This window comes from Actinoplanes sp. NPDC048796 (assembly GCF_040650035.1).
Taxonomy (GTDB): Bacteria; Actinomycetota; Actinomycetes; order Mycobacteriales; family Micromonosporaceae; genus Actinoplanes.
Genome location: NZ_JBEZGO010000009.1, coordinates 1 through 24,127, shown reverse-complemented (window position 1 = coordinate 24,127; position 24,127 = coordinate 1). Strand labels below are relative to the sequence as shown.

23 protein-coding genes are annotated in these 24,127 nt (G+C 70.5%); 14 read left to right on the top strand and 9 right to left on the bottom strand.

The window, feature by feature from the left end; all coding sequences use genetic code 11:
• Positions 1-35: 35 nt before the first annotated feature.
• The 9 genes from AB0C26_RS31380 (at position 36) to AB0C26_RS31340 (ending at position 10,818) form a co-directional block, all read left to right on the top strand.
• Positions 36-1,562: a hypothetical protein gene (locus AB0C26_RS31380; RefSeq protein ID WP_360254844.1), complete on the top strand. Its 1,527-nt coding sequence runs from the start codon at positions 36-38 to the stop codon at positions 1,560-1,562.
• Positions 1,563-1,620: 58 nt separating this feature from the next.
• Positions 1,621-2,298, top strand: a complete 678-nt coding sequence (locus AB0C26_RS31375) for a DUF899 family protein (protein WP_360254843.1) — start codon at positions 1,621-1,623, stop codon at positions 2,296-2,298.
• Positions 2,299-2,340: 42 nt separating this feature from the next.
• Positions 2,341-3,588: an NAD(P)/FAD-dependent oxidoreductase gene (locus tag AB0C26_RS31370; protein WP_360254842.1), complete on the top strand. Its 1,248-nt coding sequence runs from the start codon at positions 2,341-2,343 to the stop codon at positions 3,586-3,588.
• Positions 3,589-3,596: 8 nt separating this feature from the next.
• On the top strand, positions 3,597-4,070 hold the full coding sequence (locus tag AB0C26_RS31365; protein ID WP_360254840.1) for a MarR family transcriptional regulator: 474 nt from the start codon (positions 3,597-3,599) through the stop codon (positions 4,068-4,070).
• Positions 4,071-4,123: 53 nt separating this feature from the next.
• Entirely contained in the window at positions 4,124-4,834 is a 711-nt protein-coding gene (locus tag AB0C26_RS31360) for an SDR family oxidoreductase (RefSeq protein ID WP_360254838.1), read from the top strand.
• A gap of 416 nt (positions 4,835-5,250) precedes the next feature.
• Positions 5,251-7,863, top strand: a complete 2,613-nt coding sequence (locus AB0C26_RS31355) for an Ig-like domain-containing protein (protein ID WP_360254836.1) — start codon at positions 5,251-5,253, stop codon at positions 7,861-7,863.
• An 87-nt stretch (positions 7,864-7,950) separates the two neighbouring features.
• On the top strand, positions 7,951-9,228 hold the full coding sequence (locus AB0C26_RS31350; RefSeq protein ID WP_360254834.1) for a cytochrome P450: 1,278 nt from the start codon (positions 7,951-7,953) through the stop codon (positions 9,226-9,228).
• A 32-nt stretch (positions 9,229-9,260) separates the two neighbouring features.
• Positions 9,261-9,677 (top strand): HIT domain-containing protein, encoded by a 417-nt coding sequence (locus tag AB0C26_RS31345; protein WP_360254832.1) that lies wholly within the window; start codon positions 9,261-9,263, stop codon positions 9,675-9,677.
• A 10-nt stretch (positions 9,678-9,687) separates the two neighbouring features.
• The gene (locus AB0C26_RS31340; protein ID WP_360254830.1) at positions 9,688-10,818 is read left to right on the top strand and encodes a hypothetical protein; all 1,131 of its coding nucleotides are present in this window, start codon (positions 9,688-9,690) and stop codon (positions 10,816-10,818) included.
• An 89-nt stretch (positions 10,819-10,907) separates the two neighbouring features.
• Here AB0C26_RS31340 and AB0C26_RS31335 read toward each other — a convergent pair whose 3' ends face one another.
• The 4 genes from AB0C26_RS31335 to AB0C26_RS31320 form a co-directional block, all read right to left on the bottom strand.
• Entirely contained in the window at positions 10,908-12,668 is a 1,761-nt protein-coding gene (locus AB0C26_RS31335) for an NAD(P)/FAD-dependent oxidoreductase (RefSeq protein WP_360254828.1), read from the bottom strand.
• 53 nt (positions 12,669-12,721) lie between these two features.
• On the bottom strand, positions 12,722-13,336 hold the full coding sequence (locus AB0C26_RS31330) for a TetR family transcriptional regulator (protein WP_360254826.1): 615 nt from the start codon (positions 13,334-13,336) through the stop codon (positions 12,722-12,724).
• A gap of 11 nt (positions 13,337-13,347) precedes the next feature.
• On the bottom strand, positions 13,348-14,520 hold the full coding sequence (locus AB0C26_RS31325; RefSeq protein ID WP_360254824.1) for an FAD-dependent monooxygenase: 1,173 nt from the start codon (positions 14,518-14,520) through the stop codon (positions 13,348-13,350).
• A 543-nt stretch (positions 14,521-15,063) separates the two neighbouring features.
• Positions 15,064-15,594 carry a helix-turn-helix transcriptional regulator gene (locus AB0C26_RS31320; protein ID WP_360254822.1) on the bottom strand — a complete coding sequence of 177 codons (531 nt, stop codon included), beginning with the start codon at positions 15,592-15,594 and terminating at the stop codon, positions 15,064-15,066.
• A 109-nt stretch (positions 15,595-15,703) separates the two neighbouring features.
• Between AB0C26_RS31320 and AB0C26_RS31315 the strand changes: the two genes are divergently transcribed.
• A complete protein-coding gene (locus AB0C26_RS31315; protein WP_360254820.1) occupies positions 15,704-17,284 on the top strand; it encodes a peptide chain release factor 3 in 1,581 nt (526 codons plus the stop codon).
• On the opposite strand, the gene AB0C26_RS31310 is transcribed toward AB0C26_RS31315, so the two are convergent.
• The gene (locus AB0C26_RS31310; RefSeq protein ID WP_360254818.1) at positions 17,281-17,739 is read right to left on the bottom strand and encodes a MarR family transcriptional regulator; all 459 of its coding nucleotides are present in this window, start codon (positions 17,737-17,739) and stop codon (positions 17,281-17,283) included. The two genes, AB0C26_RS31315 and AB0C26_RS31310, sit on opposite strands and share 4 nt — an antisense overlap.
• Before the next feature lie 90 nt (positions 17,740-17,829).
• Here AB0C26_RS31310 and AB0C26_RS31305 point away from each other — a divergent pair, with 90 nt between their 5' ends.
• From AB0C26_RS31305 to AB0C26_RS31295, 3 genes are all read left to right on the top strand, one after another.
• Positions 17,830-18,729 (top strand): alpha/beta hydrolase, encoded by a 900-nt coding sequence (locus tag AB0C26_RS31305; protein ID WP_360254816.1) that lies wholly within the window; start codon positions 17,830-17,832, stop codon positions 18,727-18,729.
• Positions 18,726-18,944, top strand: coding sequence for a hypothetical protein (locus AB0C26_RS31300; protein ID WP_360254814.1), 219 nt, complete (start codon positions 18,726-18,728; stop codon positions 18,942-18,944). The genes AB0C26_RS31305 and AB0C26_RS31300 overlap by 4 nt, the downstream gene beginning before the upstream one ends.
• Before the next feature lie 218 nt (positions 18,945-19,162).
• Positions 19,163-19,627 carry a hypothetical protein gene (locus AB0C26_RS31295; protein ID WP_360254812.1) on the top strand — a complete coding sequence of 155 codons (465 nt, stop codon included), beginning with the start codon at positions 19,163-19,165 and terminating at the stop codon, positions 19,625-19,627.
• A 210-nt stretch (positions 19,628-19,837) separates the two neighbouring features.
• Here AB0C26_RS31295 and AB0C26_RS31290 read toward each other — a convergent pair whose 3' ends face one another.
• Positions 19,838-20,278 (bottom strand): nuclear transport factor 2 family protein, encoded by a 441-nt coding sequence (locus AB0C26_RS31290; RefSeq protein ID WP_360254810.1) that lies wholly within the window; start codon positions 20,276-20,278, stop codon positions 19,838-19,840.
• A 150-nt stretch (positions 20,279-20,428) separates the two neighbouring features.
• Positions 20,429-21,394 carry a class A beta-lactamase gene (gene bla, locus AB0C26_RS31285; protein WP_360254808.1) on the bottom strand — a complete coding sequence of 322 codons (966 nt, stop codon included), beginning with the start codon at positions 21,392-21,394 and terminating at the stop codon, positions 20,429-20,431.
• 237 nt (positions 21,395-21,631) lie between these two features.
• On the opposite strand from bla, the gene AB0C26_RS31280 reads away from it, so the two are divergent.
• The gene (locus AB0C26_RS31280) at positions 21,632-22,018 is read left to right on the top strand and encodes a TipAS antibiotic-recognition domain-containing protein (protein WP_360254805.1); all 387 of its coding nucleotides are present in this window, start codon (positions 21,632-21,634) and stop codon (positions 22,016-22,018) included.
• A 58-nt stretch (positions 22,019-22,076) separates the two neighbouring features.
• Here the strand turns inward: AB0C26_RS31280 and AB0C26_RS31275 are convergent, their stop codons facing one another.
• Together AB0C26_RS31275 and AB0C26_RS31270 are read right to left on the bottom strand one after the other, a co-directional pair.
• On the bottom strand, positions 22,077-23,459 hold the full coding sequence (locus AB0C26_RS31275) for a hypothetical protein (protein WP_360254803.1): 1,383 nt from the start codon (positions 23,457-23,459) through the stop codon (positions 22,077-22,079).
• Positions 23,460-23,611: 152 nt separating this feature from the next.
• Positions 23,612-24,046, bottom strand: coding sequence for a DUF6082 family protein (locus AB0C26_RS31270; RefSeq protein ID WP_360254801.1), 435 nt, complete (start codon positions 24,044-24,046; stop codon positions 23,612-23,614).
• Positions 24,047-24,127 lie beyond the last annotated feature (81 nt).

The window sequence follows — 24,127 nt, the reverse complement described above, 5'->3', positions numbered from 1 at the left end:
ATGTGGTGCTTTGCGGCTTTTGGTAGGCATGGGGGATGATCCGGCCACGCCGTCTTGCTGCCCTGACCATGCTTGTCGCCGTGGCGCTGGCGCTGCTTCCCGGGCCGGCCGGGGCGGCCCCGGCCGATGTCGAGGGTGAGGTTCAGCTTCGGAACCTCACGCTGGCGGCCGGCGGGGGCACCGTCGAGGAGGGGCTGCCCGTGCTCCTGTTCGCCGACGAGGCGGGCTGGGCCGACAGCGTCACCCTGACCTTCGACACGTCCCAGGTGAATGTGGCCGAGGTCGAGGTCGGGCCGGATTGCGACACCGGGGCTGTCCTGCGGTGCGTGGTGCCCGGTCCGCACCGGGTCTACGAGCGTCCCGGCGTGGATGGCGTCTACGGCTACTCGACACTTTCCCCGCTGTGGCTCAGCCTCACTCCCAAGGCGGGCGCGGCGGCCGGCGACAGCGGCACCCTGTCCGTCGCGACGTCCGTCGACGGTGGGGCCGCGACCACCGAGACCGCCACGATCCGCATCGGTGAGGGTGTCGATCTGACGGCCGTCGACGACGAGCCCATGACCGTCGCGCCCGGCAGGTCCGTGACGCTGCGGCCCCGGGTGCGCAACAGCGGCCCCACGCCGGTCGACGGGCTGACCGCCCTTTTCCACGGTGACGACGAGGCTCTGGCCGGCACCAACTTCGGCAACTGCGTTTACGGGTACGCCATGGTCTGCAGCTTCGACACCCGGCTGACCGCGGCTACCACGTACCGAATCTCCGAGCCTTTCACGCTCAGCGTGCCCAAGGACGCCGTGGCGGGCAGCCAGACGTCGCTCGGGGTGCAGTGGCTGACCGCCGCCGAATGGGAGGACTGGCAGGGCGGCGAGGGCGAGCGGCCGGGCACCGGGCCCGACCTCGAGCTCGAGGAGGTCTCCGTGTCCGCCGCCGGGGTGCCCCAGGCCGACACCGACAAGGACGACAACGGCTCGTCCACCACAGTGACCGTCACCGGCGGCCGGCGCACCGACGTGGTGGCGCTCGGCGCGACCGTTCCGGGCACGGCCGGGAACCACACCATCGCGGTCGGGTTCGTCAATCAGGGCCCCGGTACGTTGCGCTACCCGCCCTTCCTGAACAACGCGGCCTTCGTACGGGTGAGCCTGCCCGCACCGATGTCCGTCGTCACCGCCGACGAGCGCTGCACCTCGCTGGCCGGCGAGTACGCGGCGCCGCCGTCGGCCGCCGCCCTTCCGGACGAGTACTCGTGCAACCTGCGCTCGCTGACGCTGCGGCCCGGGCAACAGGTCAAATTCGCTTTCACCGTACGGATGGCGGAGGCCGTCCACGACGACAAGGGGCTCGTCCAGGTCGACCTGTTCACCGACGGCGAGAGCGTCGACCGCGACCTGCGCAACAACCTCGCCGAGATCAGGGTGACGGAAATCCCCGGCGGCGGTGGCGGCGGTGGACTACCGATCACCGGCGCCGCCGCGGCCACGATCGCCGGCTGGGGGATCGTCCTCGTGCTGGCCGGGGCGGCCGCCATCGCGGCGCTGCGCCGCCGTGCAGCTCACCGATGAGTTCGGGCGGCCCGTCAGGTCTGACAGGTACCGAGAACTCTTCGAAGGGAACCTGACCATGACGAAGCCTCCTGTCGTCGAGCACGCGGCCTGGCGTGCGGAACTGGACGCACTGCGCGCCCGCGAGAAGGCGGCCACCCGCGAACTCGACGCGATCGCCGCGCAGAGGCGGCGGTTGCCGATGGTGCGGATGCCCGAGTACACCCTGGCCGGGGCGGACGGTCCGGTCCGGCTGGCCGACGTCTTCGACGGAAAGTCGCAGCTGATCGTCTACAACCACATGTGGCATCCGGGCGCCGGGTGGCAGTGCGGTGGCTGCACGAGTTTCACCTCGGTCTTCACCCGGCTGGGCTTCCTCGACAACTACGACGCGCGATTCGTGATCGTCACTCAGGGCCCGATCGAGGAGGCGCTTGCGTACGCCGACCGCGTCGGCAACAAGATGACCTGGTACTCCACCGCGGACAGCCCCTTCGGCGCCGACGTCGACGCCCCGGCCGGCGGCGGCTTCGCGGTGAACGTCTTCCTGCGCGACGGGGACGCCGTCTACCGCACCTGGCACACGTCGGGCCGCGGCGTCGAGCAGCTCACCCACACGTTCGCCCTGGTCGACGTGCTGCCGTACGGCCGCCGGGAGGGCTGGCAGGACTCGCCGGAGGGATGGCCGCAGGCCCCGGCGTACAGCGGCTGGCTCGACTCGCCCGACATCGCCCGCCTGTACGGCCCCGCGTCCTGACGACGGCCTTGCCCAAATCATCTTAGTCACTAAGATAACCGGATGGGCATATCGACCGACTTCACCGTGGCGATCTCCGGTGCCGGGCTCTCCGGCCTCTGTCTCGCCCAATACCTGACGCGCGCGGGCATCGACGTGCACGTCTACGAGCGCGACCCGGGGCCTTTCGTCCGGCAGCAGGGCTACCGGATCATTCTTGACCGGTACGGGCTGGAGGCGCTGCGGGAGAGTCTGCCGCGCCCGCTGTACCGCCTGGCCCTGGCCACCGGCGACGAGCCCGGAGGGCACCTGCGCTTCACCGACAGCGGGCTGCGCGACGCCTTCGTCATCACCTTCAAGCAGGAGGCGCACGCGACCCGCCAGGTCGACCGGCTGACCCTGCGCTCGATCCTGATGTCCGGGCTGGAGGGGCGGATCCACTACGGCAAGGCCGCCGTCGCGGTGGACGACGGCGGCCCGGCCGGGTTGCGGCTGCGCTTCGCCGACGGCGGGGCCGTCGCGGCGTCGGTCGTCGTCGGCGCGGACGGCGTCGGCTCGGCCCTGCGGGAGCAGCTCATGCCGGACGCGGGCCCGGCGAACACCCCGATGGCCGGCGTCTACGGCCGGTCGCCCCTGCGGTTCGACGGCCGCGACGTCATTCCGGGCGCGCTACGGACCAGCGGGGTGCTGGCCATCGCCGACCAGCCCGGCCGCGCCTTCTTCTTCACCTCCATGCGGTTCGGCGAGGACCCCCGGGAGGCGTTCGCGCGGATGGCCCCCGGCAGCTATGCGCCGATCGGCGACGACTACGTCATGTGGGGTCTGCTGCTCGGCCAGGACGAGGTCCCCCTCGGCCTCCGCGGCAACCTGCTCGCGCTGCGGGACCTGGCCGCGCACAAGAGCGCCGATTTCCACCCGCTCATCCGGCGGCTGGTCGACACGGCCGAGCTCGACGCCACGGTGCTCAACCCGTTCGCCACCGGCCGCCGCCCGACCCGATGGGCGGTGCCGCGGGCCACGATGATGGGCGACGCCGTCCACGTCATGCCGCCCTTCGGCGCGCACGGCGGCAACACCGCTCTGCGCGACGCCGCCCTGCTCGGCCAGAAACTCGTCGAGGCCCGCGCGAACGGCACGCCGGTGGAGGACGCGATCACCGCGTATCAGGACGAGATGGTGCCGTACGCCTTCCGCGCCGTCGACACCGCGGCCAAGCTGATGCGCCGGCTGACCGGGGGCGCGGCCGCGCCGCACTGGGTGCTGACCCGCGTGCTACCGCGGCTGCACCGGGTGACCGTACCGGAGGCATGATTGCGGGCATGTCCCACGAGCCGGCCCGTGCGTCCGCGATCGCCGACCTCATGCGCGCCGGACGGGAGACCTCACGGCTGTCGATGGTGTTCCGGTACGCCATCGCCGACCGGCTCGGCCTGACCGTGAGCGACCTGGAGTGCCTGGATTTCCTGGCCGACGCCGGTTCCGCCACCGCCGGGCAGGTCGCCGAGCGCACCAACCTCACCACCGGCGCCGTCACCAGCATGCTCCGCCGGCTCCAGCAGGCCGGCTACGTCACGGCCGAACGCGACCCGGCCGACCGGCGACGGGTTATCGTCACCCTGCGGCCCGAGCGGGCGGCCGAGTTGGAGCGGCCGTACGAGCGGTTCGCCGGCCGGGCCGAACGGCTCATCGAGGGCTACAGCGTCGACGAGCTCCTGCTCCTGGTCCGCCATTTCGGCCGCATGCAGGCGATGTACCTCGACGAACTGGACCGGCTCCGCAGCGGCGACGAGTGACCCATCTCGCAATACTTGCCTCTGACGTCAGCGTGAGGTTTTACCGTGAAGGCATGCAGATCAACGGAGCCAAAGTCCTCGTCACCGGCGCCAACCGCGGTCTCGGCAAGGCCTTCGCCGAGGCGCTCGTAGCCCGCGGCGCCGCCACCGTCTACGCCGCCGCCCGCCGCCCCGACAGCATCGAGATCCCCGGCGCCATCCCGCTGCGCCTGGACATCACCGACCAGGCCTCGATCGACGCCGCGGCGGCCGAGGTGGGCGACCTCGACATCCTGATCAACAACGCCGGCATCTCCACCGACGCCCCACTGCTCGCCCCGTCGACCGACAACATCCGCCGCGAGTTCGACACCAACTTCTGGGGCACCCTCAACGTCACCCGCGCCTTCGCCCCCCGCCTCGCCGGCGGCGCCATCCTCAACGTCATCTCGGCCCTGAGCTGGTACGCGTTCGCCCCGTCGAGCAACGGCTACGCCGCCTCGAAGGCCGCCGAGTGGTCCCTCACCAACGGCATCCGCCTCGAGCTGGCCGACCAGAAGACCCAGGTCACCGCCCTCGCCCTGGCCATCGCCGACACCGACATGATGGCCGGCTACGACATCCCCAAGCTCCCGCCCCACGAGGTCATCGCTCAGGCCCTGGACGGCTTGGAGGCCGGCAAGCTCGAGGTGATCGCCGACAAGCCCACCGCCAACGTCAAGGCCTCCCTCTCCGCCGACCCCGCCCTCTTCTACGCCGACATCCCCGGCGCCCTTTTCGGCTGAACACCGCCGAGTCTCCAACGCGCCAACCCGGCGGCCCGGGCACCCCGGCGGAGTCGATCTCCCCTTCCGGCCCGGGCCACCACATCCACCCTTCGGCGCCGAACCCGAAGCGGCGCCCGTCGCCGCCGACCGGCGCGAAGAGCGTGAGAAGCGGCGGCACCAGATCTTCACCGCCTGGTGGCAGCGCCGCGGCCCGGAAGTGAACGGGTAACCAGGAAGTCTCCGGTGAACGCTGTAAAGAACGCGAGCCGGGGCGGTTCCGGTCAGTTCTGTCGGCGGATAGCGGGGTTCGTCGCTATGTTCGGCTGGGCGGAAAACGGTGGGGGCGCTGATTTCCGACTGCTGTGGGAGCGGATCCGTGTGCGACGTTGGCTTTCATGCGTGGTCGGTCGTGGACGGTTGCCGCGGTTCTTGTGATGGCCGGGATTGTGGTTCCGGGGGCGCCCGCCGTTGCGGCTACGGTGGGGCGGGTCAACTTTCAGCCGGCCGGGTCCGCGGCGCCGGCGGGGTACGTCGCGGACACCGGGGCCGGGTTCGACGCCGGGCGTGGCTACGGCTGGGTGCGGCGGGGGACCGCCGAAGCCCTCGACCTCGCGCGTAACACGCGGGACCGGGGGCGGGCCGGCGTCGATTCTCGGCTCGACACGATCGTGCACATGCAGTACGGGGATGTGGGCGGCGCCAACGGGGTTCTGACCGAGGGCGCCTGGGAGTACGCCGTGGCCGACGGCACCTATCAGGTCACCGTTTCGGTGGGCGACCAGGCGCCGTACGACAGCCGGCACACCGTCCGCGTCGAGGGGGTTCCGGCCGTCGACGGTTTCGTGTCCACCGCCGGGGCCGAGTTCCGGGCGGCGACCGTGGCCGTGGCGGTCACCGATGGGCGGCTCACCGTCGACGCCGTCGGTGGCGTCAACACGAAGCTGAACTATGTGGACATCGCCCGGGACTTCTCCCTGAAGGTGGACTTCTCCGACGCCGCCACCGCCCCCGCGGCCGGCTATGTGCGCGACTCGGGCGGTGCCTTCACCACCGCCCGCGGCTACGGCTGGGTGCGGATCGGGACGCGTACGCCGGTCGACCTCACCGGCAACGGCCGTAACCGGAACCCGGCCGCCGGGCAGGCCGATCCGCGGCTCGCCACCTTCATGCACGCGCAGCTCTCCGGCGGGACCGGCTCGTGGGAGGCCGCCGTCCCGGCCGGGCTCTACGCCGTCACCGTGGCCGTCGGGGACGCGGGCACCGCCGTCGACAGCACGCATTGGGTGTCCATCGAGGACCAGAACGCGATCGCCGCCTTCGTGCCCACCGCCACCACCAAGTTCGCGACCGTCACCCGGACCGTTCGGGTGACCGACGGTGCCCTGACGATCAGCCCGGCCGGCGGGGTCAACACCAAGTTCGCGTACGCGGACATCGCCGCCGTCGCCGCGGCCGAGACCATCCCGGCCGTTCGGGCCGGCACTCCGGCCAACGGCACCACGAACGTTCCCGTGACCGCCAGCGTCGTCGAGGATCTGGTGCTGCCCAACGGCGGTGTCAGAGCCGCCTCCCTGACCGCCTCGACCGTCACGCTGACCCGGCTCACCGACGGCGCCGCCGTCGCGGCCACGGTCATCACCAGCGGCGGCGGGGACGTCATCAACCTTTCGCCGACGGCCCCGCTCGCGCCTTCGACCGCCTACCGGTTCACCGTCACCAGCGGCGTCACCGACGTCACCGGAAAGCCGTTCGCCCCGTATTCCATCGTCTTCACCACCGGCACCGGCGGCCCGACCGGCGGCCCGGCCGCCTTCGACAAAACCGTCGGCGTGGCCACCGGCGCGCCTTTCACCACGGTGGTCAAGGGCCCCGACGGCCGCCTTTACGCCGGTACGCTCGACGGCCGCGTCTTCCGTTTCCCCATCACCACCGGCGGCACCCTCGGAAGCCCGACAGTCATCAACACGGTGCGGGACAACGCCGGTACGACCCGGACCGTCATCGGCATGGCCTTCGACCCCGCGTCCACAGCGGCCGCGCCGATCCTCTGGGTCACCGACAATGACGAGTACGTGGGGCCGCTCAACGTTCCCGACTGGTCCGGGCGGATAGGACGGCTCAGCGGGGCCGACCTGACCACGTACACACCGATGGTCGTCAATCTCCCGAGGTCGGTGAAAGACCACGAGACCAATTCGCTGGCGTTCGGCCCGGACGGCGCCCTTTACGTGAGCCAGGGCGCCAACAACGCCATGGGCGCCGCCGATTCGACCTGGGGCAACCGTCCCGAGCGCCTTCTCAGCGCGGCCGTCCTGCGCCTGGATCCGGCCAAACTCACCGGGACGCTGAACGTCAAGACCGAGGAGGGCGGCACGTACGATCCGTACGCCGCGAACGCTCCTCTGACCATCTACGCCACGGGTGTCAGGAATGCGTACGACCTGGTCTGGCACCGCAACGGGCATCTGTACGCGCCGACGAACGGCTCGGCGGCCGGCGGGAACACCCCGGCGACCCCGGCCACCCTGCCCGCCTCGTGCGCGCGGCGCGGCTACACGGGACCGGCCGTTCCCGCGCTGTCGAATGTGCCGACGGCCGAGACCGACTACGTCTTCGACGTTCTCCCGGGACGCTATTACGGCCACCCCAATCCGGTCCGGTGCGAATGGGTGCTGGCCGGCGGCAATCCCACCTCCGGCACCGATCCGTTCCAGGTCGGCGCCTATCCGGTGGGCACGCGGCCCGACCCGAATCTGCATCTGGCCGGGATCACCGACGCCGGTCTGCACGCCTCGGCCAACGGCGCCATCGAATACCGCGGCGGCGTTCTCGACGGCAAATTGCTGGTCGTGCGCTACTCCTCCGGTCAGGACATCGAGACCTTCGACGTCAGCCCGGCGGGCGCCCTGTCGAATCGGACCACCGGGATCACCGGTTTCACCGGATTCAGCCAGCCCCTCGACCTGACTCAGGATCCGACGACCGGTTTCCTGTACGTCACCGAGCTCGGCGCCTCCCGCATCACCCTGCTGAAAGCGCGGTCGTGACGCCCCTCACTGCGTTGACAAGATCCCGCGACGACTATCAGAACAGCCGTTCCCACGGGGGAGAACAACGGCTGTCTGGAGGGCGACGTGCAAACCCGCCTGCGCTTGCTGGGCTGGATGGCCCGTCGATTCGGCGGCAGCAAGCCCCGCGCCATGAATCTCGAGGGAACGCTGGCGATGCTGCCGGACAGCTCGCTGTTCCCGCTCTATCGGGACGGGCTCGACCCCGTACCTCAATTGACAGAAAAGCCTCCCGTGAGCCGGCTTCCTTTGCCGCTGGGCATCCGGGCCTGGCTGGTGACCGGCCATGAGCAGGTGCGGGCGGTGCTCGGTGACGCCGGCGCCTTCAGCAACGACTTCGGCAAGTTCGCGGCCAAGGTCGGGCTGACCGCGGGGGAGCAGCCGGGCGGGCTCGGCATGACCGACCCGCCGATGCACACCAGGCTGCGGCGGATGGTCATGCCGGAGTTCACCATGCACCGGCTGGCCCGGCTGCGGCCGCGCATCGAGGCGATCGTCGACGACCGGCTCGACGCCATGGCGGCCACCGGCGGACCGGTCGACCTGTGGCAGGAGTTCGCCCTGCCGGTGCCGGCGCTGACCATCTGTGAGCTGCTCGGCGTCCCGTACGAGGACCGGGACCTGGTCCAGAAGTTCAGCGCGGCCCGCTTCGACCTGGGCGACGGGGCGTACGCGCCGCTCGACGCGATAAACGAGTCCCGCGCCTACCTGCGCGACCTGGTCGCCGACCAGCGCCGCCGCCCGGGCGACGGCCTGATCGGATCGCTCATCGCGGCCCACGGCGACGAGCTCAGCGACCAGGAACTGGCCGGCCTGGCCGACGGCGTGCTCACCGGCGGCCTCGAGACCAGCGCCAGCATGCTCGCGCTGGGCGCCCTGGTCCTGATGACGCAGCCCGGGCTGGCCGCGCCGTTACGCGCCGGCGAGCCGGCCGACGCGCTGGTCGAGGAACTGCTGCGCTACCTGACCGTGGTGCAGGTCGGCTTCCCGCGTTTCGCCGTGCGCGACCTCGAACTGGACGGCGCCTCGATCAAGGAGGGCGACATCGTCATGTGCTCGCTCATCGGCGCCGACCGCGACGGCGTACTCGGACCCGGAATGGACCTGATCGACGCCGGCCGGGCCACCAGCCGCTCCCACCTGGCGTTCGGCCATGGCCTGCACCGCTGCGTCGGCGCCGAACTGGCCCGGATGGAGCTGCGCATCGCCTACCCGGCGCTGGTCCGGCGTTTCCCCGAGATGCGCCCAGCCCTCGACCCGGCGAGCCTGCCGATGCGCCGCGCGTCCATTGTGTTCGGTCTTGAGGCGCTGCCGGTCGCCCTGGTCGGGCCGGCCACGCACTGACACGGAAGCGTCCAGCCGACATACTGGCCGGTGTGCACTGCGTGTTCTGTGATCTCGTGGAGGGGCGCGCCCCCGCCAGATGGGTGGCCCGCGAGGACGGAGCTGCCGCCTTCCTGACGCTCCCGGAGGGGGCGCTGGCTCCGGGACACACATTGGTCATCCCTACCGAGCACGCCGTGGGCCTTCATGACGTGAGCCCTCGAGCGCTGGTGCGCGTGACGGCTCTCGTCCAGAAGGTCGCTCGTGCCATGGCCGTGGGCTTGGGCGCAACCGGGGTCAACGTGCTGAACGCCAGCGGCCCGGGCTCCGAGCAGTCGGTGCCGCACCTCCATTTCCACGTGGTCCCCAGGTGGCCCGACGACGGCTTCACCACCTGGCCGAAACAACGTTCTCGTCGAGGCATCACCGGTGATCCAGGCCCCGCCCTGGCAACTGCCGTAGCTCTGTGATCATGAGGCGATGGAACTCATCTCGCTGACCGGCCCGGACAGCCATCGCCTCGAGCGGAAGCTCGGCGTCGGAAGCTGCTCGATCGGCCCACGGGTGCCCGGCGACGCGCGGCCGGACCTGACGGTTGCCCCGGACGATCGGCTGAACTGGGCCGTCTTCGATGACTTCCACACTCCTGCCGGTTCACCGTGGCCGCGCTGGATCGCCTATGAGGGCGACGACACCGGCTGGGTGGGCTGGGCGGCCCGCCGGCCGATCGAGGGCTTCTCCTGGACCCCCCACACCGCGCACGACCTGGACGCGAGCCGGGCCGACATCGGTGGGCTGGGCGTCACCGTGCGCCGGGCGCCCCTGCGCCTGGTCCTACCGGCCACCGGACGGTTCTCCGCCGCCGGCGACCTCAGCCTGCTGACGCCCCGACTCGCCGCCGGCGCGACGTGCCCGCCGCTGGGCTTCCAGCCGGACGTCGCGGCCGCGCCGGCGACACCGTACCGGTTGCCGGACATGCCGGCGCTGGCCGGCGCGACCTCGCTCGCGGTGTCCGTGCCGCCGCTGCGGCAGCCGTTCGACTGCTCCAGCCTGCGGCAGTTCGCCGGCCTGCGCAGCCTGGAGCTCGCCGGCAGCCTCACCGGCCTGGACGCGCTGGCCGCCCTGCCCGGCCTGACCGCGCTGCAACTGCGCTTCGTGCCCGATCTCGCGGGCCTGCCGCCGTTGGAGACCTGGCCCGGCTTGGAGCATCTGATCGCCTGGAACGTCGACGAGAACGTCGGGAGACAACTGCGGTCCCGGCTGCGCCGCCCCGACCGCCAGTGGCGCGACTCCAACGTCTCGCGGCTGCGTAAGCCGGAATGGTTCGCCACCGAGTACGGGCTGCCGTTCGCCGCGTGGCCGGCCCGGTCCGCGCGGGCCGCGGTCAAGGCGTTCCGTGCGGCCGAGGCGACGATCGCGGTGGCGGGCACGGCGGCCGCGGTCGAGGAGGCGGTGCGCGCCTTCGTCGGGGCGCTCAACCGGCTGCCCCGGATGGAGACGACCGAACGGGAGGACGCGCAGGTGGCCGTCCAGCTGCTGACCACGGCCACCCCGGCCGGTGACCTCAGCGCGGACGCCGCCGCGTGGTTCGACGCGGCCCGCGACTTCTGACCGCCGCCCCTCCGAGTGCTGCGGGTGGGCCGCCGGCGGCGCTGAGGTGATGGCGGAGACGGCGGGGCACTGCCGGGTGAACGGCGATCTCAGGACTGATGCATGACCTCGTCCATGCCGCCGGAGGTGCGCCAGGCGCGCAGGAGGTCGTGGAAGACGACCGGGCCGGGGCCGAACGAGTTGTTCACCGGGCGCGGCTTGCCCTCGCCGTTGTAGTAGCCGGGGGTGCACTCGGACTGGAAGTCGAAGTTGTTCGGGGCCGTTTCGCGGATGGTGGCCACCCACGCCTGTTCCGCCTCGGCGGTGGGCTCGATGCGGTGGGCTCCCCGGCGGGACGCCTCGGCCACCATTTCGCCGATGTGGGTGGCCTGTTCCTGCAGGACGTGGGTGAAGTTCACGGCGGCCGCGTTCTGCAGGGAGCCCATGTGGAACAGGTTGGGGAAGCCGTGGCTGGCGAAGCCGTGCAGGGTGCGGGGGCCGTTGCGCCAGTGGCCGAGCAGGGGCAGGCCGCCCCGGCCGTACACGGGAAGGGTCCCCGAAAGCACGCCCGAGATGCCCGTCTCGAAGCCGGTGGCGAAGATGACGCAGTCCACCTCGTACGACTGCTCGCCGACCACTACCGCCGATGGGGTCATCGCCGTGATGCCGCCGGAGTCGGCCGTGTCGATCAGGGTGACGTTCGGGCGGTTGAAGGTGGGCAGGTAGTTGTCGCTGAACGTGGGGCGCTTGCACATGTAGCGGTACCAGGGCTTCAGCTTCTCCGCGGTGTCGGCGTCCTCGACCACCTCGGACACCCGGGCCCGGATCTCGTCCATCTTGCGGAAGTCGGCCCGCTCGTCGAGGAACGCGCGGTCCTCGGCCGAGATGGTCGGGTCGACCGTGCCGGTGAGCATCTGGCGTTGCAGGGCGGCGGTGGCCGTCCAGCCGTCGTTGATCAGGTCTTCGGCGACGTGGCCGCCGGTGACCAGGGTCAGGAAGTTCTCCATCCGTTCCCGCTGCCAGCCGGGCTTCAGCGTTTCCGCCCAGGCCGGGTCGATCGGGCGGTTGTCACGGACGTCCACCGACGACGGGGTGCGCTGGAAGACGTACAACCGGGACGCTTTTTCGGCGATCTGGGGTATCACCTGGATGCCACTGGCGCCCGTGCCGACCACTGCCACCCGCTTGCCGGTCAGGTCGTACGAGGCGTCCCAGCGGCTGGTGTGCATGACGTGGCCGGCGAACTCGTCGACGCCGGGGATGCCGGGCAGTTTCGGCTGGGTGAGGGTGCCGGAGGAGATCACCACGTAACGAGTGCGGAACTCGTCGCCGCGGTCGGTGGTCACCGTCCACTCGGCGGCCTCGTCGTCCCAGCGCAGCTCGGTGACCCTGGTGTGGAACAGCGCGTCGGCGTACAACTCGAACTGCTTGGCGATGGCGACGGCGTGGCCGCGGATCTCGTCGCCGGGGGCGTAGCGCCACTTGGGGACGTAGCCGACCTCCTCCAGCAGCGGCAGGTAGACGGTGGACTCGATGTCGCACTGGACGCCGGGGTAGCGGTTCCAGTACCAGGTGCCGCCGAAGTCGCCGCCCTCGTCGATCATCCGCAGGTCGCGGACTCCGGCCTGGCGCAGCCGGGCGCCGGCCAGCAGGCCGCCGAAGCCGCCGCCGATGACCAGCGCCTCGACTCGGTCCCGCAGGGGCGCCCGCTCGGTCCGCTCGGTGTACGGGTCGGTGGCGATCTCGCCGGCCGCCCGCCGGTACTGGGCGTTGCCCTCGTCGCGGATGCGGCGATCCCGCTCCTGCCGGTAGCGGGAGCGCAGCCACTCCAGCTCCTCGGGGGAGTAGCGGTGGGGGGAGGAGGGGAACATGCGGGGCCCTTTCGCGGAGACCGTCCGGTGTGGAGACCAGCCGGGGCCCAAGATTAAACCAACTGATTGACTTCTTGGGAGGTGTACGGGGCCTGATAGAGCCCTTCGACCGCATCGATCAGACCGCTCGCGGCCGCCGGCCACTCCGGGGTCATGGAACGTTCACGCTGCGCACAGAAATGGACGATCAGGGTGTGCGCCATGTCGTCGCGTTCGCGGCGGACCCGGTCGGGCAGCCCGGGTAGGCAGGCGTGCACCGCGTCGGTGGCGGCGCGCAGGGCCGGGGCCTCGCCGACCTCGGCCGCCGCCAGCTCCCGCAGCTTCGGCTCGGTCATCAGCTGGGCGGCGAAACGGCCGTACCAGCTGGGGGTCCCGAGAGAGGCGAGATGCCGGGTGTACGGCAGGACCAGGCACGCGACCCGCTCGCGCAGGACGGTGCTCCCGGCGAAGCGGGCCAGCAGGGCGGCGCGGATCTGTTCGGTCGGCGTCGAATGGTGGCGCACTATCGCCCGTACCAAATCGGCTTTCGACCCGAAATGGTAGCCGACGGCGGCCGTGTTGCCCTGGCCCGCGGCCTCGCTGATCTGCCGGTTGGAGATCGAGAAGACGCCGTGCTCGGCGAAGAGCCGCTCGGCCACGGCGAGAAGGTGCGCTCTGGTCCCGCTCACCCTTGGGGAGCCTACCGACGGGGCGCCGCCGAGGCATCGTGCTCGTACAGCCAGTCCAGGGCGTTGAACGACCACGACCGGGAGCCGGCCGCCATCTGGCTGTCCCGCTTGCGCTGAGCCGGCCCGTCCGGCAGGTGGAACCGGGTCTTGTTGCCGGCCGACATCTCCTGCAGGCGCGACGTCCGGGGCAGGCGGATTCGCTCGTACGCCGTGAGAGCCCCGGCCACGTCCGGCGTCTCCCGCAGCAAGGCGGCCAGGGCGGCGCCGTCCTCGACGGCCTGCGCCGCGCCCTGCGCCATGAACGGCAGCATCGCGTGGGCGGCGTCGCCGAGCAGGGTGACCCGCCCGCGCGACCAGGCCGGCCGGGGCGGCCGGTCGAACAGCGCCCACACGTACATCGCGCCGGCCGCCCCGATGATCTGGAGGACCTGCGGATGCCACCCGGCGAAGGCCTCGCACGCGTCGGCCACGCCGGCCCGGTCGGTCCACGACTCGCGCGTCCAGCGGTCCTGCTCGACCACCGCCACGAAGTTGACCGACCGCCGGCCGCTGATGAAGTAGTGCACGAAATGCCGGCCCGGGCCCATCCAGATCTGCGCGGTCACCTCCAGGCCGAGGTGGCGCAGGCGCTCGGCCGGAACGACCGCCCGGTACGCGACGCAGCCGGTGAACCGGGCCTCGCCTGGCCCGAACAGCAGCCGGGCCACCGTCGAGTGGATGCCGTCCGCCCCCACCAGCACATCGAACCGGGTCCGCTCGCCGTCGCCGAAGGTCGCGTCCACCCCGTCGTCGTCCTGAACGATGCCGCTGAGACGCCGCCCGAGGTGGATCCGCTCGGCCGGCAGGGCGGCGGCCAGCGCGGCGAGCAGGTCGGCCCGGTGCATCTGATAGTGCGGGAAGGACGCCTCGGCCAGCGGGGCCCGCAGCAGCGTCCGCCCGTCGTCCCACCGCCGCTGATGCCAGGCCAGCGGCCGTACGCCCGTGGCGGCCAGCGCATCGGCCAGCCCCAGCCCGTGCAGCACCCGGGACGCGTTCGGGCTGACCTGAACCCCCGCCCCCACTTCGGACAGCCGGCCGGCCTGCTCGTAGACGTGCACGTCCAGCCCCGCCCGGAGCAGGCTCAGCGCGGCCGACAACCCGCCGACGCCCCCACCGACGACACCCACCGACAACGAACCGGCCATGCCCCCGATCGTTCACCGCCGCCGGCGGCGTCACTGCCGGGTAGCGGACAATCCGGCACCCCTGATCAGGTCCCGGTACACGGTGAAGGCGCGGCTCCGGCGAGCGGCTGCCGGCGTCGCGGGGACTGAACAAGTCGTACAGCGCGATGCTCGCCGAGGTCTCGAGCTCCAGAATCGTGCCGACCATGTCGGACAGCGACTGCGACTGGCTGTCTTCCGTGCGGGGTGGCCCGCTGGGCGATCCGTTCCCGACGATGTGGATCGGGGTGTTCGCCGAGACGTGGGCGAGCGGAAGACAACGGTCACGGCCACCGAGAACCCGATCCGGACGTCATCGCGGTCGCGGCTGTCCAGAACGGCCCGGGCGTGGGGGATACCCCGCGTCAGCGCGTCGAGCACTCCCGGCGAGCTGCCGTCGATCAGCGGGACCGGGAAATTGGGTTCGAGCGTCACCTGCAGGTTGGTCGGCCGGATGGGAACACGTGGTTCCCGCCCGTCCGCCGGGGTAGATGCCGAACTTCACGAGGCGTTCCCTTCGCTCGGTCAGAGGATGTCGTGCGAACGGATCCGCGCGGTCAGCCGTCTGATCCACTCCATCTCGGCGGTGAGGACGGCCCGCCAGTAATCCGTCTCCAGCATGTACACCTCGGGAATCCCGTCCGCCCCCTCGTAACGCACGGCCTCCCCGGCCAGGCGGTCCAGCCGGGTCTGGAGGATCGCGGCCACCTGGCCGGCCGCCAGGAGGCCGGCGTAGGAGACGGCCAGGACGAAGTCGATGGAGGCGGGCCGCGCGTCACGCAGGCCCGCTTCGACTCGGCGGCTGAGGTCGGCGACGCCCGCGCCGGTCAGCTCGTACGCCGTGCGCGGTGGGCGGCCCTCCACCTGGGCCGGCGCGCGGGGAGTGACCGTGCCCGCCCGTTCCATGCTTTTCAACAGCGTGGTGACGGTGCTGTGGGTGACGCGCAGGTGCGTATACCGCGATTGCAGGCGGGCGGTGAGGTCGTAGGCGTGCGCCGGTTGTTCGACCAGGAGGCCGAGCAACGGCATGACCAGGCTGTTGCGGGAAGCGTCCAACGGCGTTTATCAAGCAAGAGGTGAGAGCGATCACGCCGGGGGACCGCGCCGAACGGCTGTTGTTGAGATAACGTCGTCAGGTTGTCCACCGGGTGGTAGGGAGCGGATCGTGAGTCAGAACGCGCTGGCGTCGTCGGCAGTCGCCGTGGAGGCGGGCCGGAGGCGTACGTTCGCCGTGATCTCACACCCGGACGCCGGCAAGTCGACCATGACCGAGGCCCTGGCCCTGCACGCGCGGGTGATCGGGTCGGCCGGCGCGGTGCACGGCAAGGGCGACCGTAAGGGCGTCGTCTCCGACTGGATGGAGATGGAGCAGCAGCGCGGCATCTCGGTCACCTCGGCCGCCCTCCAGTTCTCGTACCGCGACGTCGTGATCAACCTGCTCGACACGCCCGGGCACGCCGACTTCTCCGAGGACACGTACCGCGTACTGACCGCCGTCGACAGCGCGGTCATGCTGCTCGACGCGGCCAAGGGCCTGGAGCCGCAGACGCTGAAGCTGTTCGAGGTGTGCCGCCAGCGCGGCATCCCGGTGATGACCTTCATCAACAAGTGGGACCGGCCCGGCAACGACGCCCTCGCCCTGATGGACGAGATCGAGCAGCGGATCGGGCTCAAGCCGACCCCGCTGACCTGGCCGGTCGGCATCGCCGGGCACTTCCAGGGCGTGATCGACCGCCGGACCGGCGTCTTCATCCGGATGCAGCGATCACCGGGCGGCGCCGAGCTGGCCATCGAGGAGGAGATGAGCGCCGAGGAGGCGGCCGAGCGGTTCGGCGCCGACTGGGCCACCGCCGCCGAGGAGCTCGAACTGCTGGCGATGACCGAGGCCGACCACGACCAGAAGACGTTCCTGGCCGCGACCTCGACGCCGGTGCTGTTCGGGGCGGCGGTGGCCAACCTGGGCGTACGGCAGCTGCTGGACATCCTGGTCGAGCTGGCCCCGCCGCCGTCGGCCCGCCCCACCGCGGACGGCGGCGAGCAGCCGGTCGACGGCACGTTCTCCGGCTTCGTGTTCAAGATGCAGGCCAACATGAACCGCGCCCACCGCGACCAGGTGGCCTTCATGCGGGTCTGCTCGGGCAAGTTCGAACGCGGCATGGTGGTCACGCACGCCGACACCGGTAAGCCGTTCGCCACCAAGTACGCCCAGCAGATCTTCGGCCGGGGCCGGGAGACCATCGACGAGGCCTTCCCGGGCGACGTGGTCGGCCTGGTGAACGCGACAGCGCTCGGCATCGGCGACACCCTCTACACGGGCGGCGCGGTGCGCTACCCGCAGCTGCCGTCGTTCCCCCCGGAGCATTTCGCGGTCGTACGGACGAACGACACCACCGCCTTCAAGCGCTTCCGCCGGGGCATCGAGCAACTGGACGGCGAGGGCGTCGTGCAGGTGCTGCGCTCGGAGCAGCGAGGCGACCAGGCCCCGGTGCTGGCCGCGGTCGGCCCGATGCAGTTCGAGGTGGCCACCCACCGCCTGGAGGCCGAATTCGGGGTCAAGGTCCAACTGGACCATTTGCCGTACGAGGTAGCCGCCCGCACCGACGCGGCCGGCCGCGAAATCCTCCGCTCCGAGTCGAACGTCGAGGTCATGACCCGGGTACGCGACGGCGCCCTGCTGGCCGTCTTCCCCCACCGCTGGCGTATGCGCACCGTCGCCGGCCGCCACCCGGACCTCAAGCTCGATTAGCCGAACCATCCCGCGGTGTCGAAGCGGATGGGAGCCGCGCTCACCAGTGCCGCCAGCTGCCCCTCGAACTGCGCGAACTCGGCGGTGCCCAGCTGTCGTTCCCACCGGAGACGCAGCTCGTCGAAGATTGCTTCTCCTTCGCGCATGACGTCGAATCCGAGCGGAGTGACCTGGAGGCGTTTGCGGCGGGCGTCGCCGGGATCGGGTTCGCGACTGACGTACCCGCGTTCCAGGAGAACGGCGACGGTCTTGGCCGCCGATTGTTTGGCGACCGAGAGGCTTCGGGCCAGGTCGGAGGTGCTGTCGGCGCCGGCCGCGATGGCCCGCATGGCGAAGTCGTGGACGGGCCGCACGTCCTCGTAACCCCGGCGGGCCAGTTCTTCGGTGGCCGCGTCGACGAGGCCCCGGAAGCCTCCCAGCAGCAACAACGCAAGATCAGCGCCAGAACGGGACATGCGGGAAGGCTACGGCACCACCCCTGGACAAGGACAGCCAGGGTGTCTATCGTCGAGATGGACACCCTGGCTGTCCTTTTGAGGAGACGCATGACTTCCGCCCGTTCGCCCCAAGACATCACGCATCACCGAGCCGACGTCAACGGCACCAGCCTCCACTACGTCAGTGCCGGCGCCGGCGGCTCACCGATCCTGCTGGTCCACGGCTTCCCGGAAAGCTGGTGGGCCTTCCACAAGCTGATCCCCCGGCTGGCCGCCACCCACCGCGTCTTCGCAGTCGACCTGCGCGGCTTCGGCGACTCCGGCACCGGGCCGGGCGCCTACGACAGCGCGACCTCAGCCGCCGACCTGCACCACCTGATCGCTCACCTCGACGTCGGACCGGTCCACCTCACCGGGCAGGACATCAGCGGAGCGACCGTCTTCCGCCTGGCCACCACGCACCCCGAGCAGGTGCGAAGCCTCACCGCGATCGAGATGGGCCTACCCGGATTCGGCTTGGAAGCGCTGGCCGACGTAACCCACGGAGGCGCCTGGCACATCGGCGTCCTCGCCGCCCCGGACGCCCCCGAGCTACTGCTCACGGGACGAGAGAAAGAGTTCCTCGGCCGGTACGCATTCCCGTCGATGACCGCCGTACCCCAGGCGATCACCGACACCGACATCGAGGAGTTCGCTCGCGGCTACGCCCGATCCGACGGCTGGCGCGGCGCCGCCGGCCTCTACCGGTCGATGCTGCGGGAAGGCCCCGAGATCAGAGGCCTCGCCGAGTCGCCCGGCCTCCACCAGCCCGTACTCGCCGTGGGCGCCGGAGGCGGCCCGTTCACCCGCGACACCATGTCTCAGGCGGCATCCACGGAGATCAGCGACGTCCAACTGGCGGGTGTCGGCCATTACGTAGCCCTCGAAGCCCCCGAGAAGCTGGCGGCCGCGATACTGAGCTTCGTCGACGGCGTCGACAAAGAGAGCTCGGTTACTTTGGCTGAATGACCTGGACGAACCGGATGGCTGAGCGCTACCGGGACCTCATGCGGCAACGCGCGGCTCACGCCTTCTACGGCGTGTGTGCCGAGTGCGGTCACGACTGGCGGGAGCACCATCCCGACCGGGGCTGCGGCGAGTGCGGATACGAGATCGAGCACGGCGAGCCCGGCGCGCCGAGCATGGTGTGCGCCGCTCGGGCACCCGGCCACACCTTCGCCTGACGAGCCAGCGAAGAGCGGCGTGGGCGGCACGGCCGCACGGCCGGATCGCGGCAAACCGGAGGGCCAGAGAGCTGGTGCCGCGCTGTATGCCTGCCGTAGTGCGAGCAGGTGCCTACATTTCTTGCATGACCATCAGGTGGCAGGAACCGGTGGCAGCGGGATCCGGCCTTCTCGTGGTGGCGAGCGGGTGGCTGCCGTGGTGGCTGGTCCGCGTTCGGGTGAGCGACGACAGCGGTACGCGGGTGGCGACGTTCGCCGGAACGGCATGGCAGATGTCGTCCCGGTGGAGCGCGGCCATCGTGATCGCCGTGGCGGCGGTCGCCGTTTGGCTGGTCTGGCGGTTCGTTCGGGGACGGGTCCCGTTGCCGGTATGGCTGGCCGTCCTGGCGGCGGTGACGGTGTCGGTGTTCCTGACCCTTGTTCAACGCAGCGACATCGAACCGATGAACGACCCCGAGACAGAGACCACTATGACAATCGAGCTGGACGTGGACGGGAAGCCCGAGTCCGAACCGGGCGCCGATATCGCGGCGGACTGGATGAAGCGTGATCACCTGGTGCCGTATCGAAGTGATGGTCTCGACGTCGGTCTGGGATGGGGCTTGTGGGTGGGGCTCGCCGGCATGGTCGTGGCCGGGTTGGCGGTGGCCGCGGGCCGACCCCGAGGCGCCGACCCTACGTGACGCCACCGGGCAAGCCGGGGTGCGAATTTGCGGCGGTGAGAGCGCACGCCCAGAAAGCTCGCGTGCATCGGCGATGGCCGGCCGCTAACCTGGTGCGGCGCGCCGGGCAAAGGCGGGTGGGAAATTCCGTGCCAGCACTTCCGTGCTGCCGACCGCGAGGTATGAGCCGGTTCGAGTCCGGTAGCCGGGCGCGCGCCTCATACGCAGCAGTCAGCGGGGGAGAGGCAGTTCGGGCCCGCGGCCGGGCTCGCGGCGAGGCGAGACCTTCCGGTGTCGGATGCGCCATCCGTGAGGGGTCCGCACCAGCTCATCCGCATAGACGAAGCTGGCAACCGAGCCCTCCACGTCGACGGTCAAACCCTTCGACCACGCTCGGGCTCCGTCGCCGTCCTCCCGCACCACGACGTTGGTGACATGCATGCCCAGGATGTTTCCAGGCCCCCGGCGGTGCGCGACCGCGATGTACATGGCGAGCCGAGACTCGTGCTCATCACTCGGGTGCACCGGCGCGAGGCCGAGATCGCTCGTATCGACCACCAGATCCGGGGTGAACACCAGGTCGAAGCGGTCGTAGGCGCCGGCGTCGCACAGGTGACCGTGCAGTGCGATCACCTCCTGGATCTGCAATCGATCTTCGGCGGTCACGTGCACCAGGAACTCCTCGTACGTCGGAGGCATGCGGCGGCCGACGCTAGCACTTGCCGGCAACCGTGGCCGTCCCGAACTTCGTTGCGCCGATCTTGTAGATGCGCACCGGCCATAAACGGCGTGTGGTCAACGTGGTGCTGGCGACGATCGCGCTCAGGTGATTCTTTCCAGTGCGTAGCGTGCCGCTTCGGCGACGAGATCGTTGTCGGGCACGGCGTTGCGGTCGGCGCGGCTCGACATGATGGAGACGAGGACGGGATCGGCGGACGGCGCGGGCCACACGAGGCCGATGTCGTTCGCGATGCCGTAGAAGCTGCCGGTGCCGGTCTTGTCGGCCACGGTCCAGCCGCGCGGCACGGCCGCCCGGATCCGTTTCTTGCTGTTGAGGTTCCGGTCGGCGCGTTCCATCAGGTCACGAAGGTAGGCGCGGGCCTCGCCGGGGAGGGCGCCGCCCACGATGATCTTCTGGTAGTCCGTGCCGATGGCCCGGGCGGAGGTGGTGTCGCGCTGGTCGCCGGGTTTCCAGTCGCGGTGGAGGCCCGGTTCGGTCCGCACGGATCGTGTCACCGTGTCGCCCAGCGTCCGCAGGTAGGCCGTCAGCTGGGCCGGGCCGCCGATCTGGCGCAGCAGGAGGTTTCCCGCCGTGCCGTCGCTGAAGCGGATCGCCGCGTCGCACAGCTCGCCGAGCGTCATCCCGGTGGCCACCCGGTCCCGGGTCTTGACCGCGTTTTTCCGGTTCGGATCCACATCGGCCTGGGTGAACCGGACGCGCTTGCCCAGCCCGGCCAGTGGTGTGGCGTGCAGGACGGCGGCGGCGGCCAGGCCTTTGAACGCCGAGCAGAACGGGAACCTGTCGTCCGCCCGGTGCTCGACTGTGACACCGCTGCCGGCCGACACCGCGAATACCCCGAGCCGTGCGCCGTACGCTCGCTCCAGCTCGAGGAGCCGCGCGTGACGTTCCGCCGGGCGGGACGCGGCGACCGAGGGCGACGCGGGGGCCGAGGGCGACGCGGGGGCCGAACTCGGCTGCTGCTGTGGCCGGGTCGTCTTCTCGTCATGCCTGACGCATCCGGCCATCAGGAGCGCCGCGACACCGATCGCGGCTCTTCGGGTGATCACCGGCCGTGGCTTTTCGCGGTCTCGGCCACCGGCCGGAACAGCGCGTCGAGAGTCATGCCGGGGAATGTACCGAACCACTTAGAACAACCGACCCCGATTCCTGTGAAGAACTCATGAGGTTCGATCACAAAATCGATTTACCGGGTCCGGGCTGGTGTGGGAAGGTCCGATGCCGTTCGTGCCCACCGGCCGGGCGGCGGAACCGTACCCCCCTCACGACAGGGCATGACACCGCAGATGAGTAGTTCCACTTTCGCCGCCGAGGATGCCGACCGCTGCCGCCGCGCGCTCGCCGACGAGCAGGCCGCCAGCCTCGCCGCGACCACCGGCTGGGCCCATGTCGACAAGGAACAGGTCCACCGCGACTGGCACGACCTGTACGGCGAGATCGCCGCCGCCATCACCGCGGGCGCCCAGCCCGGCGACGAGGCGGTCCAAGAGCTGATCGACCGGCACCACGCCGTCGTCAGCCGGTTCTACCACCCGAGCCCGGACGCCTACCTCGGGATGGCCCTGCTCTACGCCGAGGACGAGAGCATGCGCACCTGGCACACCTCCTACCACCCGCGGATGGTCGAATTCCTCGGCACGGCGATGCGGTACTACACCGACGCCCGCCGCTGACCCGCCGGGCGCACCGGCCGCCGTCGGAAGGACACTCGGGCGGCGGCCGGTGGTGGGGTCAGCCGTTGGCGGAGGTGATCAGCTCGTAGTCGATGTCGCCGCCGCCGTTGAGCCAGTTCTGCAGCCAGGCGTCGTCGAGGGCGACCGAGAGCGCGGTGAAGTCGCTCCACTCCTCGTTGGTGCCGTTCGCGCCGTAGCACGGGCCCTTCACGTCGGTGCCGTCGTGCAGGATGCCGTACGCGCTGTTGTCGAACTGGCTGAAGAGCGGGCCGCCACTGTCGCCCTTGCGGCCGCAGTGGTTCGTCACGATGCCGCCGTTGAAGTCGGTCACCTCTCCGCAGTAGGTGCCGGTGAGCCACCCGCCGCCGCCGCTCGCGGTGTCGGCCGAACCGGTGCGGCACGCGATGAAGCCGAGCAGGATGTCCTCGTAGTTCCACTGGTCCCAGACCGGCCAGTCCTTGCTGACGCAGGACACGTGGGACGAGGCGCACTGGTGCCGGACCAGGTTGCGCGGCGTGCCGCCCCAGTAGTCGACCTGGTCAGGTTTGGTCTGGTAGGGCGAGATCGCGTAGTCCTTGGGATAGCTGGAGTTGGTGAGCACGGTGTCCTCGTAGCCGACGGCGATGCCGTTGTGCGAGGTCTTGTCGATGTGCGTGTGGTTGCTTCCGCGGAAGCAGTGCCCGGCCGTGATGATGTACTGCCAGCCGTTGCTGCCCCGGATGTTGAAACCGGCGGTGCACGGACCGGTGGTGCCGTCGTCGCGGGGCACGTCGAGCCGGTATCCGCCGCGCATCGGGGCCGGGCCGCAGATCAGCACGTGGCAGGGCGGCCCCGCCTTGGCCGTCGGGGCCGTGGTCGCCTCCGCCTTGTCCTCGGTCGCGAGCCGGCCCTGCTGCCGGCGGGCGACCACGACGCCGGGTTCGGCCGCCGTCAGCCGGGTCAGCGAACTCATCCGTGTCACGGTCGCGGTCCCCGGCGTCCAGACGGCCAGCCGGTTGCGGTGCACGTCGATCACGGCGGCCTCGCCGTCACCGAGGGAGGGCTCGATCCGCGCCTTCATCGCCTCCAACTGGGCCATCGAGTACGTGGCCGGTTGTGTGCGGAGCCGGACGAAGCTCGGCAGCTTCGCGGCCACGTCGGACTTGTCCCCGGCGGTCAGGCCGACGACGAGTTCACCGCCGTTCTTCTGGTCCAGCCACATACCGGCGTACCGGTCCGGGAGATCTTGGCGCAGCTGCCGGCCGAGGTCCCGGGATGCGGCCTGCACCTTCAACCGGCGTACGGCCTCGGCCTGCGTGACACCGTAGGTGTCGACGAGGTACGCCACCGAGTCGGGCGCCTTGGCCACCTCGGACGGCGCCGCGACGGCCTGGGCGGGCACCCCGGCCACCCCGGTGACCAGCAGGGACGCGATGGCGGCGAGGGTCAGGGTTCTTCGCATGAGCACTCCTGGGGGTAGACGCTGCCGCCGAGCGTGCAACACATCGCAGTCTGTCGATACAGATAGCTGTCCCTCGCCGGCCTCGGAAGACGGATGGCCGGCGTGGGGGACAGTTCAGCGGAGCCAAGCCAGGGTCCCGGTGCGTGACAAGGCTAGGTGTTTCGGCGAGCTAGCCAGCCTCCTATGAGTGCTCCAGCAACCAATCCGCCGGCGAGTAAGACAGACGCCGGGCGGGAGGATCCCTTCTTGGCTTCAACGGCTGTGGCGGTCGGCGCTCCGGCGATGACCGGAGGTCCTGCCAGAACGGCTTGGCCATAGCTCGCGTCCAGCATGGCGACAAACTTCCGCGACCTTTTGGTTATATAACGGGCAACCCAGACAGGCCGCATCGCCTCCCAATACTCGCGGCCCGTGTCAAACTTGAAGAATCGAGGGAAAACGTCGGCGGCCAGGTATTTATCTTCGAAGAACCCTACTGAGTAGCCGGCATGCACATAGTTCAAGAAGTAGGTGCCAAAGATCTGCCGCCGTACGTCCTCGGCCGTACCGAAGACTTCATGCCCCATGAGCGGGTGGGTCTGCTGCACCGGCAGGTGACAGATCAAGTCACGCGGCCTGACTGGCCGGTGGGGTCATGATGGTCTCGTAGTCGATAGGGGTCAACCGGG